Source organism: Bradyrhizobium sp. CCGUVB14, from assembly GCF_024199935.1.
In the GTDB taxonomy this organism is placed as follows: Bacteria; Pseudomonadota; Alphaproteobacteria; order Rhizobiales; family Xanthobacteraceae; genus Bradyrhizobium.
This window is the reverse complement of record NZ_JANADS010000001.1, coordinates 4,386,101-4,403,394: the sequence shown is the minus strand read 5'-3', so window position 1 is coordinate 4,403,394 and position 17,294 is coordinate 4,386,101. Positions and strand designations below refer to the sequence as shown.

The 17,294-nt window shown below is 64.5% G+C and carries 16 protein-coding genes; 9 read left to right on the top strand and 7 right to left on the bottom strand.

Features of this window, described 5'->3' with window-relative positions; all coding sequences use genetic code 11:
- Nucleotides 1-12: 12 nt before the first annotated feature.
- On the bottom strand, nt 13-321 hold the full coding sequence (locus NLM32_RS20175) for a hypothetical protein (RefSeq protein ID WP_254130653.1): 309 nt from the start codon (nt 319-321) through the stop codon (nt 13-15).
- A gap of 300 nt (nt 322-621) precedes the next feature.
- On the opposite strand from NLM32_RS20175, the gene NLM32_RS20170 reads away from it, so the two are divergent.
- The 3 genes from NLM32_RS20170 (at nt 622) to NLM32_RS20160 (ending at nt 4,248) form a co-directional block, all read left to right on the top strand.
- Nucleotides 622-1,761 (top strand): glucuronate isomerase, encoded by a 1,140-nt coding sequence (locus NLM32_RS20170; RefSeq protein ID WP_254130652.1) that lies wholly within the window; start codon nt 622-624, stop codon nt 1,759-1,761.
- 381 nt (nt 1,762-2,142) lie between these two features.
- Nucleotides 2,143-2,376: a hypothetical protein gene (locus NLM32_RS20165; protein ID WP_254130651.1), complete on the top strand. Its 234-nt coding sequence runs from the start codon at nt 2,143-2,145 to the stop codon at nt 2,374-2,376.
- Between the two features lie 228 nt (nt 2,377-2,604).
- A complete protein-coding gene (locus tag NLM32_RS20160; protein WP_254130650.1) occupies nt 2,605-4,248 on the top strand; it encodes a porin in 1,644 nt (547 codons plus the stop codon).
- Nucleotides 4,249-4,312: 64 nt separating this feature from the next.
- On the opposite strand, the gene gor is transcribed toward NLM32_RS20160, so the two are convergent.
- The 3 genes from gor to rpiA form a co-directional block, all read right to left on the bottom strand.
- A complete protein-coding gene (gene gor, locus NLM32_RS20155) occupies nt 4,313-5,713 on the bottom strand; it encodes a glutathione-disulfide reductase (protein ID WP_254130649.1) in 1,401 nt (466 codons plus the stop codon).
- Between the two features lie 79 nt (nt 5,714-5,792).
- Entirely contained in the window at nt 5,793-6,305 is a 513-nt protein-coding gene (locus tag NLM32_RS20150) for a DUF2059 domain-containing protein (protein WP_254130648.1), read from the bottom strand.
- Nucleotides 6,302-7,033 carry a ribose-5-phosphate isomerase RpiA gene (gene rpiA / locus NLM32_RS20145; protein WP_254130647.1) on the bottom strand — a complete coding sequence of 244 codons (732 nt, stop codon included), beginning with the start codon at nt 7,031-7,033 and terminating at the stop codon, nt 6,302-6,304. Before rpiA ends, NLM32_RS20150 begins: the two co-directional genes overlap by 4 nt.
- Before the next feature lie 165 nt (nt 7,034-7,198).
- On the opposite strand from rpiA, the gene NLM32_RS20140 reads away from it, so the two are divergent.
- The 3 genes from NLM32_RS20140 (at nt 7,199) to moaA (ending at nt 9,683) form a co-directional block, all read left to right on the top strand.
- Nucleotides 7,199-7,888, top strand: a complete 690-nt coding sequence (locus NLM32_RS20140) for an HAD family hydrolase (RefSeq protein WP_254130646.1) — start codon at nt 7,199-7,201, stop codon at nt 7,886-7,888.
- Nucleotides 7,889-8,045: 157 nt separating this feature from the next.
- Nucleotides 8,046-8,528 carry a hypothetical protein gene (locus tag NLM32_RS20135; protein WP_254130645.1) on the top strand — a complete coding sequence of 161 codons (483 nt, stop codon included), beginning with the start codon at nt 8,046-8,048 and terminating at the stop codon, nt 8,526-8,528.
- A 120-nt stretch (nt 8,529-8,648) separates the two neighbouring features.
- Nucleotides 8,649-9,683 (top strand): GTP 3',8-cyclase MoaA, encoded by a 1,035-nt coding sequence (moaA, locus tag NLM32_RS20130; protein ID WP_254130644.1) that lies wholly within the window; start codon nt 8,649-8,651, stop codon nt 9,681-9,683.
- Nucleotides 9,684-9,698: 15 nt separating this feature from the next.
- On the opposite strand, the gene NLM32_RS20125 is transcribed toward moaA, so the two are convergent.
- Genes NLM32_RS20125 through NLM32_RS20115 form a run of 3 tightly spaced genes read right to left on the bottom strand, consistent with a single transcriptional unit; the run spans nt 9,699 to nt 13,513 of the window.
- Nucleotides 9,699-11,060, bottom strand: coding sequence for a DUF3100 domain-containing protein (locus NLM32_RS20125; protein WP_254130643.1), 1,362 nt, complete (start codon nt 11,058-11,060; stop codon nt 9,699-9,701).
- A 42-nt stretch (nt 11,061-11,102) separates the two neighbouring features.
- Nucleotides 11,103-12,632 carry an aldehyde dehydrogenase family protein gene (locus NLM32_RS20120; RefSeq protein WP_254130642.1) on the bottom strand — a complete coding sequence of 510 codons (1,530 nt, stop codon included), beginning with the start codon at nt 12,630-12,632 and terminating at the stop codon, nt 11,103-11,105.
- Nucleotides 12,633-12,640: 8 nt separating this feature from the next.
- Complete coding sequence (locus NLM32_RS20115) at nt 12,641-13,513, bottom strand: NAD(P)-dependent oxidoreductase (RefSeq protein ID WP_254130641.1); 873 nt, start codon at nt 13,511-13,513, stop codon at nt 12,641-12,643.
- Nucleotides 13,514-13,634: 121 nt separating this feature from the next.
- Between NLM32_RS20115 and NLM32_RS20110 the strand changes: the two genes are divergently transcribed.
- The 3 genes from NLM32_RS20110 (at nt 13,635) to NLM32_RS20100 (ending at nt 16,972) form a co-directional block, all read left to right on the top strand.
- A complete protein-coding gene (locus tag NLM32_RS20110; protein ID WP_254130640.1) occupies nt 13,635-14,564 on the top strand; it encodes a LysR family transcriptional regulator in 930 nt (309 codons plus the stop codon).
- A 270-nt stretch (nt 14,565-14,834) separates the two neighbouring features.
- Nucleotides 14,835-15,374 carry a TRAP transporter small permease subunit gene (locus NLM32_RS20105; RefSeq protein WP_254130639.1) on the top strand — a complete coding sequence of 180 codons (540 nt, stop codon included), beginning with the start codon at nt 14,835-14,837 and terminating at the stop codon, nt 15,372-15,374.
- Nucleotides 15,371-16,972 carry a TRAP transporter large permease subunit gene (locus tag NLM32_RS20100; protein WP_254130638.1) on the top strand — a complete coding sequence of 534 codons (1,602 nt, stop codon included), beginning with the start codon at nt 15,371-15,373 and terminating at the stop codon, nt 16,970-16,972. The genes NLM32_RS20105 and NLM32_RS20100 overlap by 4 nt, the downstream gene beginning before the upstream one ends.
- The last annotated feature ends 322 nt before the right edge of the window (nt 16,973-17,294 follow it).

Genomic DNA, 17,294 nt, shown 5'->3' with positions numbered 1-17,294 from the left:
GCCCCCTCGCCGTCAAACCCTCGCCACCAGGCGTGGACGGAACACCGAGGCAATGGTCGGGGCAGCAGCAGCGACCGGCTTTCGCGTCGGCCTTCGCCGCGGGATGAAGAAGCTGCTCACGACGATCGGCTCGTTGTCGCCGAGCGCGGTCCGCTCCTTCACCAGTTCGCTCATGACCGAGCGCATCTTGATGACTTCCTGCGCGACGAAACTGCAGTCCTCGTCGCGGTTGATCTGTTCATGCATGATCGCTTCGGCTTCGCGCATGCTGACGCGGAGCGCCCTGATCGTTCTGCGGATGTCGTTGATGCGGTTGTCCATGGCTGCCTCCATCTCGGTCGCAGCATAAGAACAAAACATGAACATCTTGTCAATCGCCGCGTGCACGCGCGCTGGCGAGGCTTGCCGACAAATTAGACAAAAAACGTTGCCGTCTCGCAATCGCCGGCCTTGGCGCGGCGTCGCGTGATCGGAGCGAGCGGACGATCTAACCCGCGGCGCAGCCACCGGATTTTTGCTCGCCGCGCCACCGCGCCGGGCCCGTTTGCTGCTCCGCAAACCAACTGGCCCAAAATTCGCAATGACATTGCAAGCTGGCAATGGCGCAGAGCGGAGAACGTCATGAACGTGCATGCTGCGGGCGATCTCAAAACCACCGGCCTCACCCATCCGAACGGCGCGCGGCTCCGTCTCAACACCCAGGATTTCGTCGCGATCGATCGCGACAAAAATGCGAAGTTCGAAGCGACCTATCGTCCGCAAGCGCTCTACAACCGCGCCAACGAAGGCTTTCACGCCAACAACGAAACCTTCCTGCTGCACGAAGTCGCGACCAACCTGCCGATCTATCGGCCCGACACCGGCCCTACCGATTTCCATCTGCATCTGCCGCCGGGCGGCTTTCAGCTCGTGCTGGTCACCTCGGGCGCCTTCACCTTCGACTATGACGGACGCTTCTACAATGTCGGCCCTGGCGCGGTGATGCTGCAAAGCGCGATCGTGCATCGCCAGCTGTTCTACACATGGTCGGGGCTGTCGACCGAAGAGAATTTGAAGACGCCGCAGACGGTGGTGCCGGATCCGATCTCGATGGGCTATTCCGGCAAATTCCTCGAAGCCTTCATCACCGATCCCACCACCTTTCCGAATCCGACCATCGTCGGCCCGGATCAGATCAACGAAGCCGAGACGCCGCGCGTGGCGTGGAGCCATCCGCTACACGATCGTCCCGCCGATGCCGGCTTCTGGCTTCAGGATCCGCTGGCACTGGATGCGCTGTTCAGGCCGCTCGTCGACGGCCCCGTCAAATCGGCGCTGCCGGTCTACGTCCGCGATATCGGGATCGAGATTCCAAGCGGCCATCTCGTCACCGGCCACATCATCGCGACCGATCCGCCTGGCCACTCGCTGCTGCCGAAGAGCGCCTCGATCGCCGCCGACGCCGACTGCCTTGGCAAGGGCGAGGTCGTGATCTACCGCGTCATTCGCGGCACGGCCGAGTTCAAGAAGACGTCCGGCGAAAGCTTTGAGCTCGCAGCCGGCGATGTCGTGACGGCGGGCAAGGGCTCGATCAGCCTCACTGGCGTCGGCGAAAACACGCAGGTGCTCCGGCTCGGCCTGCTCAAGGGCATGAACGATCTTCGCAGCTGGACACCGACACAGCGCGACGAGATCGACGGCTTGGCCAGCCAGATCATCACGCAGAAGGACATTCGTCCGCTGCGCACCGAAGGCAGGCCGGTCGGATATTTGTACGTCTAGTCGCGAGGCCCGCCGCCAACCAACCCGGCCTCGTCCGCCGCAGGTCGTGTCCCCTGAAGATCTTGTGCACTGAAGATCTTGCCCGTCCGCAAATGGTGCTGGTAGTTCATAGGCGATCGAGATGCGCCTGGAGCACCAGCTTCGCCCGTGAGCCCCGACATCACCAGAACCTGCGGAAGCTGCAGCGCCTGCTGCGATGGCTGGCTGCAGATCGAGGTGCGCGGCCACAAGGTGCACAGGGGGCAACCATGCCCATTCAGCGTCGCACATCGATGTTCGATCTATCCCGAACGCCCGCAGCATCCGTGCCGCGAATTCGTCTGCGGCTGGCTGGTCGCGTCGAGCCCGTTGCCGGATTGGATGCGGCCGGATCAATCCAGCATGATCATGCTGGCCGCCAACTTCTTCTGGCGCGGCCTGCCGGTCGACGTCGTGGTGCCGGTCGGTGAGCGGCCGAAGAAGAAGGCACTGGACTGGCTGACACGGTTTTGCGCCGAGAACAGACGGCTGCTCGTCTACCAGGTCGCCGATGAGTGGTTCGCGTTCGGACCGCCGTTGTTTCAGACCGATATCGCCGAGCGTCTTGGGCGCGGCCAACCGCCGTGGGGCCATTGAAGCAAGCCTCGGACGCCGCTCGCTTTTTCCACCGGAACAGGCTGGGTGCGACGCAATGCGGCAGATCGCCGCGCGACACGCTTTGCTGGGAATAGTTGCTGTTTGGACACACTCAGCCCAGAAAGTGAGTAGCATCACACCAGGCGTATTGTATGCCGTATCTGGTATACATTACCTTCCACTTTATCCCGGGCCCATTGAGAGCCTGCGGCGATAGAGGGGAAACCAATGAAGAAGGCCTTTCTGCTCGGCACAGGCTTTGCGGCCCTTTGCGCAACCACAAGTATACATTCAATCAGAGCAGCAACTATAGATGATGTCATTGCGCGCCTCGACGCGCTTGAGCGCAGCAACACGAAGCTCGCGAAGGAGAACGCGCAGCTACGCGAACGCGTCAATCACATGGGCGAGTTGAAAGCCGCGGTGACGGCCGTCGCCCCGGCTTCGCCGAAGGGCAATCCGGTTCTGCACGCGGCGGTCGCGCCCTCACCCGCGCCGGCGCCCGAGCACACCGTCGTCAGCATCGGTGGCGCTCCGCTCTACAGCAAGGCGCCCGGCGCCAATCCATTCATCGACAACACCACCGTGACGCTCTACGGCCATGTCGATCTCTCGGGTGACGTCTTCAATCCCGGCGTCTACGACCAGGGCACGAAGTTCGGCGTCTCCAGCAACCTCACCTATTTCGGCGTTCGCGCGCGGCACAATCTCGATCCCTATGGCTATCCCGGATGGGCGGCCGTCGCGCAGTTCGAGTCCCTCGTCGAGGTCGCAGCCGTACCGACCGAGCGCGCGGCGTTCGGCACGCGCGACAGCTTCCTCGGCATGGAGAGCCCGTGGGGTACGATCAAGGCCGGCAAGGCAGACACGCCCTACAAGAAGGCGACGGCAAAGTTCGATCCGTTCTCGGCCACGCTCGGCGACTACAACTCGATCATGGGTAACACCGGCGGCGATCTCCGCGCCGAGTTCGATTGGCGCGCCAGTCATGCGATCTGGTATGAATCGCCGATCTGGAACGGCTTCCAGGCCACGCTCATGGTCTCGCCGGGACAGAACACCGCAAAGGACAACAGCGACTATGCGCTTGGCGATTTCAACTGCCCGGCGACATCATCGCGCGGCAGCGGCTCGGGCTTCCCGCTGACATCGGCGCCGGAAGGCTGCACCGACGGCTCATACGGCAACCTCTACAGCGCCTCGCTGACCTACAATCAAGGCGGCTTCACCGGCGTCGCCGCTTACGAGCTGCACGAGGGCACCAACCGTACCGGCGACGAGGCGGTGACGCCCTTGAGCAACGGCACCGTTCTCACGGTACCGCCGGGCGCGGTCGGTATCGCCAACGAGTGGGCCGCAAAGGTCGGTGCGGGCTACAAGTTCAACGACGTGATCGGCAGCCTCCAGCTCTACGGCATCTACGAGATCATGCGTCGTCAGAATACGGTGGCTGCCTTCAACGAGCGTTCGCGCGACGGCTACTTCCTGAGCGCGACCCAGACGGTCGACAAATGGGACGTCAGCGCGTCCTGGGCTCACGCCAATGCCTCACCGGGCTCACCGGGCACGGGCGTCCTGAACGCCTATCCCACGCCCGGGGTCGCAGTCTCCGCGCCCGCAGGCGCGGCCGATTTCGCGCTCAACACAGTCGACTCCAGCGCCGATCAGTACGCCATCGGCGTGAAGTATCACTTCAGCCCGTTCGTGAGCTGGTACATGGTGGGCAGCTATCTGCGCAACGGACCGGGCGCGCATTACTGCCTCGGTGCCAGCGGACACGGCTACGCCGTCTGCGGGCGCGACGCCAACAACAACGTCGTCTCCGGCAACAAGGCGGAAGCCGTCACGACTGGTATGACGTTCGACTTCTGAGCGCCGTGAAAACAGCGGGGAGCCGCTCGCGGCTCCCCGTCGGTGAGAAGCGCTTGGGTACGCCCTACTCCGCCGCCTGGCGCACGTGGCGCGCGGTCGGGGTGCGCATCGTCACCAGCTCTTCGGCCGCGGTCGGATGCAGCGCGATGGTCGCGTCGAAATCGGCCTTCGTCGCCTTCATCTTCACCGCGATCGCGACCACTTGCGTCACCTCGGCGGCGCAATCGCCGACGATGTGGCAGCCGAGCACGCGGTCGGTCGAGCCGTCGACGACGAGCTTCATCAGCACGCGGGTATCGCGGCCGGACATCGTCGCCTTGATCGGACGGAACGACGTCTTGTAGATGTCGACGTGGCTGAACTGCGCGCGCGCTTCGGTTTCGGTCAGGCCGACGGTGCCGACCTCCGGCTGCGAAAACACCGCAGTCGGGATGTAGGAGTGATCGACCTGCACCGTACGCTTGCCGAACACGGTATCGGCGAATGCGTGGCCCTCGCGGATCGCGACCGGCGTCAGATTGTGGCGATGGGTGACGTCGCCGATCGCGTAGATGCTGTCGACCGAGCTCTTCGAGAAATGATCGACCGCGATGCCGCCGTTCTTCGGATTGATGGCGACGCCGGCCTTCTCCAGGCCGAGATTGGCCACGGATGGATGACGGCCGATCGCGAACATCACCTGGTCGGACGCGAGGCTCGATCCGTTCGACAGATGTGTGGTGAATTCCTCGCCATTGCGATCCACATGGCGATCGACCTTGTTCACCGTGCAGCCGGTGAGGATGGTGATGCCCTGCTTCTCCATCTCAGCTCGGACGTGGGCACGGACGTCCTCGTCGAAGCCGCGCAGGATGTTGTCGCCGCGATAGATCACGGTGACGTCGGAGCCGAAGCCGGCGAAGATGCCGGCGAACTCCAGCGCGATGTAGCCGCCGCCCTGGATCACGATCCGCCTCGGCAGCTTCTTCAGGTGAAACGCCTCGTTGGACGAGATCACATGCTCGATGCCGGGAATCGCGGCGCCATGATTGGGCGCGCCGCCGGTGGCGATGAGGATGTACTTTGCAGTGATCTTCTTGTCATCCGCGAGCAGTCGAACCGTATGCCGGTCCTCGATCACCGCGCGGCTCTTGATGACTTGCGCGCCGGACTTCTCGACATTCGTCGTGTAGGCCGCTTCCAGCCGCGCGATCTCCTTGTCCTTGTTGGCGATCAGCGTCGGCCAATCGAAGGTCGCGGGCGGAACGGTCCAGCCGAAGCCGGCGGCGTCTTCGAGCTCGTGACGGAAATGCGAGCCGATCACGAACAGCTTCTTCGGCACGCAGCCGCGGATCACGCAGGTGCCGCCCATGCGGTACTCTTCCGCGATCATGACGCGGGCACCGTATCCGGCCGCGATGCGGGCGGCACGCACGCCGCCCGAACCGCCACCGATGACAAAGAGGTCGACGTCGAATTCAGCCATTGTCCACTCCGACCTCTTCAACCCAAACCGCGACGGGCTTTGGGGCTTCCTGATCAGCTACCCTCTCAGATAGGTGCTGTTACATGTCCTTGCCACGCTTCTTCATCTCGGCGCGGAAGGCGCTCGCGACGACCTCGGAGAAGTTCCGCGCCCAATCGTTCATGACCTGCATGCTGAGGCTGATGGCCTTGGGCTCATTGGTGATCAGCTTCTGGCCGAGCGGCGATTTGTAGAACGTGACGAGATCCTTCAGCTCCTGCTCGGTGAACTCACCGGCATAGACCCCGACCATGCCCTCGCCGATCTCCTGCTCGCGACCGGCAAGCTGCTTGGCGATGACCGGGGCGAGCTCGTTGAGATCCTTCTGGTAGTTGAGGTTCTGGCCGATCAGCGTGGACTTGACCTTCTCGACCATGCCGGGCACCGCGCCGGCGTACATCGCGCTGGCGTTCTTCAGGGTCAAAATCTCCCTCGCCGCCGCAATCGCGCCCGGAGTGGGAGCTGCCGGCTGCTGCGCGGCCGCCGGCACCGCCCCCAGTGCCAGCACGAAGGCGAGGCACGCAGCGGGCACGATCTTCAAAGCGCTCTTCATTTCCAGTCTCCTTTCGGCTTTCGCCGTTCAATCACGCGAATTCCCTCGCCACCCGCCAAAACGGCGGAGCTGGCCAAGCCGATAAACAACCCATGCTCGACCACGCCGGGGATCGCGCTCAACGCCTTGGCAAGACGGGGCGGATCCGCAATACGTCCGAGTTCGGCATCGACGATCCAGTGGCCACCATCGGTGACGAAAACGTGGCCATCCTTGACCCCGCCTTTGGCCTTGCGGACCGCCATTTGCCCGGAAACGCCGCATTCCGCAAATGCCTTCTCGATCGCGCGACGGGTCGCGCCGAGCCCGAACGGGATGACCTCGACCGGCAGCGGAAAGCGGCCGAGCGTCGGCACCCATTTGGTGTCGTCGGCAATCACGATCATGCGATCCGACGCGGCCGCGACGATCTTCTCACGCAGCAGCGCACCACCGCCGCCCTTGATCAAATTGAGCTCGGGATCGATCTCGTCAGCGCCGTCGATAGTCATGTCGAGATGGTCGATCTCATCGAGCGTGGTCAGCTTCACGCCGCAGCGCTCCGCATCGGCGCGCGTCGCCTCGGACGTCGGCACGCCGATCACCTTGAGGCCGGCGGCGACGCGTTCGCCCAGCAGCTCGACGAAGTGCTTGGCCGTCGAACCGGTCCCGAGGCCGAGCTGCATGCCGTCACGCACCTCTTCCAGCGCGCGCGCCGCAGCCTGCCGCTTCAACTGGTCCATGTTCACGTCCGGGCCGCCTCTCAAGTCAGGGGTGCCGCAGGTCTCGTCGGTTGCGGCGGGCCTATGTAGCCTCGTTTTTCCCCGGAGAACAGGGTCCGGGAACAGGTCTATAAGCCGATCTTATAGCCCCGCCCCTTGCACCGGTACGGCCGGGCCGGTAGCGCTTGGACCATGACCTCCTCCCAAAAGACCTCCCCCTACACTCTCGTCTTCGATCTCGACGGCACGCTTGTGGATACGGCGCCCGACCTGATCACCGCGCTGAATTACGTGCTCGACCGCGAAGGCCTGCCTCCCGTGCCGGTGGCCTCGGCCCGCAACATGATCGGCGCCGGCGCCCGCAAGCTGATCGAGCGAGGCCTGGAGGCCGAGGGCCGCACGGTCACGCCGGCCGACATGGACCGGATGACGGCGGATTTCATCGCCTATTACGCCGACAATATCGCGGTCGAATCGCGCCCCTTCGAGGGGCTCCTGGAGGCGCTCGACCTGTTCTCGGCGCAGGGCCATCGTCTCGCTGTCTGCACGAACAAGCTGGAATGGCTGTCGAAGCGGCTCCTGGACCAGCTCGACCTGAGCCGCCGGTTCGCGGCGATCTGCGGCGCGGACACTTTTGGCGTCCAGAAGCCCGATCCGACCATTTTCCGCGAGACCGTGGCGCGCGCCGGCGGTGAGGTCAAAGCCAGCATCATGGTCGGCGACGCCGGAACCGATGTCGGCGTGGCCCGTCGCGCCGGGGTGCCGGTGATCGGGGTCAGTTTCGGCTACACGGACGTGCCGATCGCCGATCTGAAGCCGGACCGTCTGATCCATCACATGCGCGACCTGCCGGCTGCCGCAAACAGCCTGATGACGGCCTAGCCCCCGCGCAAGGCCCTGACATGGCTGCGTTATTCCACGGAACCCTGCGTTAACCATCTATTAACTATGCGCAGTCCGCCGGTTGCTTGCCCCAGGCGACGCTCATAAGGTCCGCGCGGGGTTATGTGGCGGTTCGTCGCAGTAGAAGTGGATGGTCATGCGTCGTGTCATCGCGATTGCGCTAGCGGGAGCGAGCCTTGGCGGCTGCTCCTCGATGTCTTGGGACATGTTCAAATCGGCGCCGCCGACCGTCCAGGTCCGGCTCGAATCCAATCCTCCGGGCGCCGACGCCAAAACCTCGCTCGGTCCGGGCTGCAAGACCCCCTGCTCCGTCTCGGTTCCCGCGCCGGAGGCTCCCTTCACGGTCGACTACGTCCTCAACAAGTACCAGCCGACCAGCGTGCCGGTGAACGTGATCAAGAATCCCGGCGATTTCACCACGCCCGCTACGGTGACCACCGATCCGAACCCGGTGTTCGCGGAGCTTCAGCCGGCGGTGCCGCCCAAGCCCGTAAAGAAGAAGCCGCACCGGCTGAAGAAGCCGAAACCGGCCACAGCCGCACCCGACGCGGCGCCGGCCGATGCTGCAGCGCCCGCAGCCGGTTCTGCGTTCCCCGATCCGAACGCGGGCAAGCGCTAATCCAAGCGCTAATCTACGTATACCACCCGATTGTCTCAGCCGCGTCCGATGCTTAGATTGCGTCTCAAGCACCGCTGAAGCAAAGGTGCGCCCGTCGCCGTAAGTGACAAGGCATTTGGTATGAACGGACCTATCGCGAGCCCTCTCGCCGCGCTGTCGAGTGCGATGACCGATCCGTTCGGACGGACCATCTCCTATCTGCGCGTGTCCGTGACCGATCGCTGCGATCTGCGCTGCTTCTATTGCATGTCGGAAGACATGACGTTCCTGCCCAAGGCCGACCTGCTGACGCTCGAGGAACTCGACCGGCTCTGTTCCGCCTTCATCGCCAAGGGCGTGAAGAAGCTGCGGCTCACCGGCGGCGAGCCGTTGGTCCGGCGCAACGTGATGTCGCTGGTACGCTCGCTGTCGCGCCATCTGACGAGCGGCGCGCTGGGTGAGTTGACGCTGACCACCAACGGCACGCAACTCGCAAAACATGCCAAGGAGCTTGCCGATTGCGGCGTCCGCCGCATCAACGTCTCGCTCGACACGCTCGATCCCAAGAAATTTCGCGAGATCACGCGCTGGGGCGAGATCGACAAGGTACTGGAAGGCATCGAGGCGGCGCGCGCTGCAGGGCTCGCGGTGAAGATCAACGCGGTGGCGCTGAAGAACCTCAACGAGGACGAGCTTCCCGATCTGATGCGCTGGGCTCATGGCAAGAACATGGGGCTGACCTTGATCGAGGTGATGCCGATGGGCGAGATCGGTTCAGGCCGCATCGACCAGTACCTGCCGCTGTCACTGGTGCGCGCGCGGCTCGCTCAGCAGTTCACGCTGACGGATCTCGCCGAGAGCACCGGCGGGCCGGCGCGCTATGTCAGCGTTGCCGAGACCGGCGGCAAGCTCGGCTTCATCACGCCGATGACTCATAATTTCTGCGAATCCTGCAACCGGGTGCGTGTCACCTGCACGGGCACGCTGCACACCTGCCTCGGCCATGAGGATGCCTCGGATCTGCGCAAGCCGCTCCGTGCATCTGATGACGACACGCTGCTGGCGGCTGCGATCGACCGCGCCATCGGGCTGAAGCCCAAGGGCCACGATTTCATCATCGACCGCCGCCACGACCGCCCGAGCGTCTCCAGGCACATGAGCGTGACCGGCGGCTAGGACGACCGAGAACGATCAGGCCGGCTTGTGCATGAAGAACTGGGCGATGATCGTCGCGCCCAGGAACGTACCCGCATTCGCCATCAGCGAGACAACGACGATCCGCCAGCCGAGCGATCGAAACGCCGGCATGTCCTTGGCGATGGATAGACCCGCAAACGCCAGGAGCGGCGTCGCGAGCGCGAGAAAGTTGATCTTGCCGGTCATGGCTGCGATCTCGGCAGCAAACGGCATGGCAGGATTGGTCAGGGCCATCGCAACAAGGGATACCCAGACCACGGCCGGCACCCAGCCCTTCGTGAGCAGGTAGACGAGGTGACCGATCATCACGGCCGCCACGATGATCGCGGCGCCGGCGAGAACCGAGGCGTCCGGCACAGTCTTGTAGGCAATGTAATTGCCGATCAGGGCAATAAGCGTGCTCACGATCCAGATCGAGAAGCGCTCGATTGCCGACACGTCCGCCGTCTTTTGATGCGCAAGCGTCGCGTCGGCGGCGGCCGGCGACGTCAATTCCTCCGAGGTGGCCTCGCGGCCGCGACCAAGGATCGGCTCGAGCACGCCGTACGCCCAGACCGTGAAAGGCAGCGACAGAAACAGCGTGAAGTAAGTGCCAATGGTCGTAGTGATCAGATTGCTCGCCGCGGCGAAGGCAGCGATATCCTTGGCAAGATCAGCACTCTGTTGAGCTGCAATCGCACCGGACGCGGCCGCCATCATGCTGCCTGAGCCGACGCCGGCGCCCATGGCGAGGGCGAGCGGATCGAAGATGCCAAGACCGGTGATGACACCCGCGAAGATTGCGATGAAGACGGCGCCAAAGATCGTGCCGGTCATGTATTCGGCGAGGACACCACGCCCCTCGGCGCTGTTCATCCCGTACTTTTCGCCGATGATAGCGAGGCTCGGCTCGCGCCCGACCGAAAAGGTTGCGCCGATCGCTTCTCGCTTGATGCCGAGCAGCAGGGCTACCGGCAGGCCGAACACCATCGTGCCGAAAAAATGCCCGAACTCCTGGAACACCAGCGCCCAGCCGGCGGTCAGGATTTTCGGCAGCGATCCGCCGACCAGCAATCCGAGCTTGGCGACAAACAGAAGCAAGGCCGGCTGGAGCGCGGCCGCTGCGATCGTCTGGGTCCCCAGCTCGAACCGCACCACGGCCGGAAGACGCGGGCTCGCAAGACCCCAGGCCGCGCCAAGGAGCAGCGCCCAGAGCAACGGCAACAGCACGACCTTGTAGGTCCCGCCGAGTGGGACTGCGACCGCGCCGATCAATTCAGCGAGCAGGACGGTGACGAAGACGCCGACGAAGACCTTTGGCAGGCCCGACCGATTTGCATCGACTGCGGTTGGCGATGCCGATGTGACGTTGCTCATGCGAAGCCCCCGTTCCACGATGAGATGAATGTCTTGCAGGCGTCACTCCCGCACGCCCGGTGCATAGCCGAAGCCCACAGCGGGCTCGGCCGCGGTCTCGACCCAGACGCTCTTGACCTGGGTGTACTCGAAGAGAGTCTCGACGCCGCTCGAACGGCCATAGCCGCTCATGCCGAAGCCGCCGAAGGGCGATGCGACGCTGATCGTCTTGTAGGCGTTGATCCAGAACGTCCCGGCCCTGACTTGCGCCGCGACCCGATGCGCGCGCGCGACATTGCCCGTCCACACCGCGCCGGCCAGACCAAAATCGCTGTCGTTGGCGAGCGCGATCGCTTCTTGCTCGGTGTCGAACGGGATCGCGGCAACGACCGGTCCAAAAATCTCGTCGCGCGCGACCGCCATGCCGTTGCTGACGTCGCGCAACACGGTCGGAGCGACGAAGAAGCCGCCCTGCTTCGTGCTCCCGTCGGTGCCGGTCGCAAGCGTCGCGCCTTCTGCGAGGCCCTGCTTCACCATCGCGAGCACGCGGGAGTATTGCCGGGCGTTGTTGATCGGCCCGACCTCGGTATCCGCCGCATCGGGTACACCGACTTTCAGCCGCGCGGCGCCATCCGCGACCATCTTGACGAAGCGATCGTAGACGGAGCGCTCGATCAGCAGCCGCGAGCCGGCGACGCAGCTCTGCCCGGCGCCGGCGAAGATCGCCGACTGCGCACCGACCGCCGCGCGTGCAAGGTCGGCATCGGCGAACACGATGTTGGCGGACTTGCCACCGAGCTCGAGCACGCAGGGCAGCAGCCGCTTGGCGGCTGCTTCCGCGATCAGCCGGCCCGTCGGCACCGACCCCACGAACACCACTTTCTTCACCGCCGGCTGGCCAAGCGCAGCCTGCCCCGTCGTGTGGCCGTAGCCTGCGAGCACGTTGACGAGACCGACCGGAAGCCCCGCCTGCTCGGCGAGAAGCGCAAGCGCCATCGAGGTCAGCGGCGTCAGCTCCGAAGGTTTCAGCAGCACGCCGTTGCCCATCGCGATGGCGGGCGCGACCTGCCAGCCGCAGGTGAAGATCGGGGCGTTCCAGGGCGTGATCTGCAGGACGATTCCGACGGGCTCGCGCCTGGTGTAGTTGAGATGGCTCGACGGCACCGGGATCACGTCGCCATGGAATTTGTCGGCCCAGCCGGCATAGTACTCGAACATCTCGGCGACCTTGGCGACCTCGACGCGGGTATCGCGGATCGGCTTGCCGGCCGACAGCGACTCCAGGCGCGCCAGCTCTTCCGCCTTGCCCTGAATTGCGCGCGCGATCGCCTGCATGACGCGGCCGCGGCCCGCGCCGGTCATCCGAGTCCAGGCACCTTGTGCCGCGACGGCCGCTTTTGTCGCCTCGGCGACCACGGCCTCGCCGGCATCATGATAGGCATAGAGCGGCGCACCCGTTGCGGGATCGTCGATCGTGATGAGCGCGCCCGCACCGAGAGCGATACGGCCCGCGACGTGAGATCCGATCGCCGCGCAGTCAGGCCAGAATGGGGTGAGCGCATCGCGCAGCCGCGTGTCGATGAAGGGGGGCATGGTATCGCTCACATCCTGCCGAGCTGCAGCTCGACGATCCTGTTGAAGTCTTCGCCATCGCCGATCGAGCCGGCGCTCTCCGACCAGATCCGCGCGGTTTCCTGCGCGATCGGCAGATCGAGCGCGAGCTTGGCGATGAGTTGAGTGGCCAGGCGGACATCCTTGCGCATCAGCGCCATGGTGAAGCCGGAATCGAAGGCGCCGTTCAGGATCCATGTCGGCAGATTGACCAGCGTGACACCGGATCGGCCGGAGCCGGCATTGAGGCCTTCGAGCAGCCGGGCCGGATCGACCTCGGCGTCGCGCGCGATGCGCATCGCTTCGGCCGCGGTCAGTAGATGTGCCGCGCAGAGCAGGTTGTTGATGATCTTGGAGACGTGCCCGGCGCCGACCGATCCGACATGGACCCGCTTGGCGCTCATGTCGCTGAGGATCGGTTCGACCGCGGCGACATCATCATCCGCACCGCCGATCACCATGGTCATGGTCGCGGTGATCGCGCCCTTCGGACCGCCGCTGACCGGCGCATCGATCATCGCCATGCCCTGCGCGGCAAGAGAAGCGGCGAGCCGGCGGGTCGTGTCGGGATGGGAGGTCGAGGTGTCGACCACGCGCAGGCCCGGCCTCGCATGGGCGATGACGCCGCCCGGGCCGGCCACCACGGCTTCGACGATCTCGGCGGTCGGCAAGGAGAGGACCAGCAGATCCGCGCGGGCGCAGAGTGGTCCGACGCCTTCGAAAACCGCGACGCCCTCCGCTGCGATCGCGCTGCGGGCCGCTGCCGAGGCATCGGTCCCGAGCACGTCATGCCCGGCTCGCTTGAGCGAGAGCGCCATGCCGCGCCCCATATTCCCGAGCCCAACGACGCCAACGACTGCCATGTCCCTGTCCCTCGCCTCAGATTGCCGGGAAATCATAGGGATCCGGGGCCGGCCCGGGCATCAGCGGCGCGGTTGCCTAATGTTGCCTCATAGGCAACACTTTGGCAGGAGTAACCCGGCCATGATCAATCCAATCGACGAGAACCGGCTTCGCTACCTGGCCGAGGCCGCGCGCTACGGCGCCGTACGCGCCGCCGCCGACGCGCTCGGCGTGAACCCGTCCGTGGTGAGTCGCCAGATCGCCCTGCTGGAGCAAGAGCTCGACGCCGCCCTGCTCGACCGGCACAGCCGCGGGGTACGGCCGACCGAAGCCGGAGAGCTGCTGATCGAGCACTATCGCCGTCACACGGTCGACCGGGACGACACCCTGGCCCGGTTGCGGGAGCTCCAGGGCCTGCATCGCGGTCACATAGACCTCGTGCTGGGCGAGGGCTTTGTCGCCGATCTCATGGGCGGCTCGCTCGGCGAATTCTGGCGCCGCCATCCGCGCCTGACCATTTCGCTGGAACTCGCGGGCACCAGCGAGGTCATCCGCGCCATCGCGGACGATCACTGCCACATCGGGCTGGTCTATCACCCGCCCCAGGATCCACGGATCCGCTCCTGCGCCGCGATCCGCCAGCCGATTTGCCTGATCGCGCGCCCTGACCATCCGCTCGCGAAGCTCCGCCGCGCGGTCAAGCTCCGCGAGATCGCCAAACACACGCTCGGGATCATGCATGCGGGCTACGGCACGCGCCAGTTGCTCACGATGGCCGAGACGTCCGAGAAGATCGGGCTCTCACCCAAGCTGACCACGACCTCGATCAGCATCCTGAGACATTTCGTTCGCTCCGACCTGGGTGTGACCTTGCTTCCGGCCTTCTCGGTTGCGGCCGATCTGGAGGACGGATCGCTCGTTGCCATTCCGGTCGAAAATGCGCTGCTCGCGTCGGCGGAGGCGCACATCATCACCCGCCTGGGTCGCGAGTTGCCGAACGCGGCCAGCCAGCTGCTCCGGTTCTTGATCGGCCGGATGAAGGCCTTTCAGAATCGTCCGCCGCCGCCTTAAGCTTTTGACCCGCCGTCAATTTGCCCATTTTCCGATTGACGGCGCACAAGCCCGCTGGTTTGGTGCCCTCGCCTTTGCTTGCCCGGCAGCAATAAGCCGGCCCGCTCCGTTGGCGGTCGCGGTCAAGACGGCAAGGCACGAGGGGAGGACTGACGCCGCAATCGTTCTCGGACTGTGATCCGTGCGATCGCGTGCTTTGCGCACGCGGGCCGAGATTTGCGCGCTGAAGCCTCCTGCCAAAGTGTTAGGCCGCGACGGAGAGAAGGTAAAATGCGTCCATTGCTGGCGGTGAGCAACGCCATCGACGCCCTCAATGAGAAGATTGGGTACGTCTGTAACCTGCTCGTGCTTCTCGCCTGTCTGGTCAGCGCGGCCAACGCCATGATCCGCTACGCCTTCAGCTACTCGTCGAACGGGTGGCTGGAGCTGCAATGGTACATGTTCGCGATCCTGGTGATGTTCGGCGCGTCCTACACCTTCAAGCGCAACGAGCATGTCCGCGTCGAGATCATGTATCTGATGCTGTCCGAGCGCGGCCAGATCTGGCTCGACCTGATCGGCACGCTGTTCTTCCTGATCCCCTCCTGCCTCCTGCTCGCCTACCTGTCCTGGCCGTTCTTCATGCAGGCCTATGACGTCGGCGAGATGTCGGGCAATGCCGGCGGCCTGATCCGCTGGCCCATCAAATTCGTGATCCCCGCCGGCTTCGTGATGCTGGCATTGCAGGGAGTTTCCGAAGTCATCAAGCGTATCGCGGCTCTCCAGGGCTATGTGACGATCGACGCCAAGTACGAGAGGCCGACTCAATGATCACGCTGGAGATGATGCCGCCGCTGATGTTCGGCGGCCTGGTTCTGGTGATGCTGCTCGGCTTCCCGGTCGCGTTCACGCTCGCGGCGGTCGGCCTCTCCTTCGGCTTCCTCGCCATCCATCTCGGTTTCTTCGACCTCAACTTCCTCCAGGCGATCCCCGGCCGCGTGTTCGGCAGTGTGCTCTCCAACGAGCTGCTGCTCGCGATCCCGTTCTTCACCTTCATGGGCGCGATATTGGAGAGATGCGGCCTGGCCGAGGACATGCTGGATTCGATGGGCCAGTTGTTCGGCCCGGTCCGCGGCGGTCTCGGCTATTCCGTCATCATCGTCGGCTTCATCCTCGGCGCCATCACCGGCACGGTCGCGGCGCAGGTCATCGCCATGGCGCTGATCTCGATGCCTGTGATGATCCGCTACGGCTACAACATGCGCTACATCACCGGCGTGCTGGCGGCCTCCGGCACCATCACGCAGCTGGTGCCGCCCTCGCTGGTGCTGATCGTGCTCGCCGACCAGCTCGGCAAGTCGGTCGGTGACATGTATCTCGGCGCCTGGGGCCCCTCGGTGTTCCAGATCATGCTGTTCGCCGGCTACACCTTCATTCTCGGCCTGATCAAGCCGGAACACGTGCCGCCGGTCCCGCTGGAAGCGCGCACGCTGACCGGCTGGGCGCTGTGGAAGAAGTGCCTGATGGGCATCATCCCCTCGGCCGTGCTGATCTTCGTTGTGCTCGGCACCATGATGATGGGCCTCGCGACGCCGACGGAAGCCGGCGCGATGGGCGCAGTCGGCGCCATCGTGCTCGCCGCGATCCACCACAAGGACTTCACCTCGACCGACCGCATGGTCCTGATCGTCGGCGTGATCGCCGCCGGCATCGGCACCATCGTCGCGATGCTGTTCACCGAGAACCTGATCTTCAAGATCGCCTTCGCCCTGACCTATCTGGCGGTGGCCTGGATCTGCATCTCGGCCGCCCGCATTCCCGACCTGCGCGACCTCATCAAGCAGGGCTACGAATCCACCATGCGCCTCACCTGCATGGTCACCTTCATCCTGATCGGCTCGACCTGCTTCTCGGTGGTGTTCCTCGGCGTCTCCGGCGGCGTCTGGCTCGAGCATCTCCTGACCTCGCTGCCCGGCGGCGTCTGGGGCTTCCTGATCTTCATCAACCTCTTCATCTTCTTTCTGGCGTTCTTCCTCGACTTCTTCGAGATCGCCTTCATCATCCTGCCGATGATCGCGCCGATCGCGCAGAAGATCCTCGGACCCGTCGTCGGCGACGGACCGGCGCTGATCTGGTTCGGCGTCATGCTCTGCGTCAACATGCAGACCTCGTTCCTGCATCCGCCGTTCGGCTTCGCGCTGTTCTATCTGCGCGGCGTGGCGCCGAAGGAAGTGAAGAGCTCGGACATCTATTGGGGCGCGATGCCCTGGATCGGCCTGCAGATGATCATGGTGCTGATCGTGATCGCCTTCCCGATCACGGTGACGGGCCTCCTGGATAAGCCGGTCAATGTCGACCTCGACAAGGTCAAGATCGAGGTGCCGCAGATCGACTTGCCGCCGCTGGATCTCGGCCCGCCGCAGAAATAGTCGACGCGGACGCGACTGCCCTCCCCCTTCTCGCGTTGTGGACCCAAGGTGCGCTGGCCACCTTGGGCCACCGTTTTGGAGGACGCAGTTCGGCATCGGCTATCGCGCTGGAATTGAACTGCGCACGAGCACGATCAAAGGGTGCGCGATCCGCGATAGATCGGTGCTCGCGCACCGTTATCGTGCGAGTCCCGTCAGCAGACTTGCCTTGATACATTCGTCGCACCCCGCAGTTTCCAATGTTCACGCTCCGCCGCCGGATTTAAGCTCGCATCCCCTTTTGAGGGATCCGTTACGACGCGGACCGGCCGACCAGAAATTG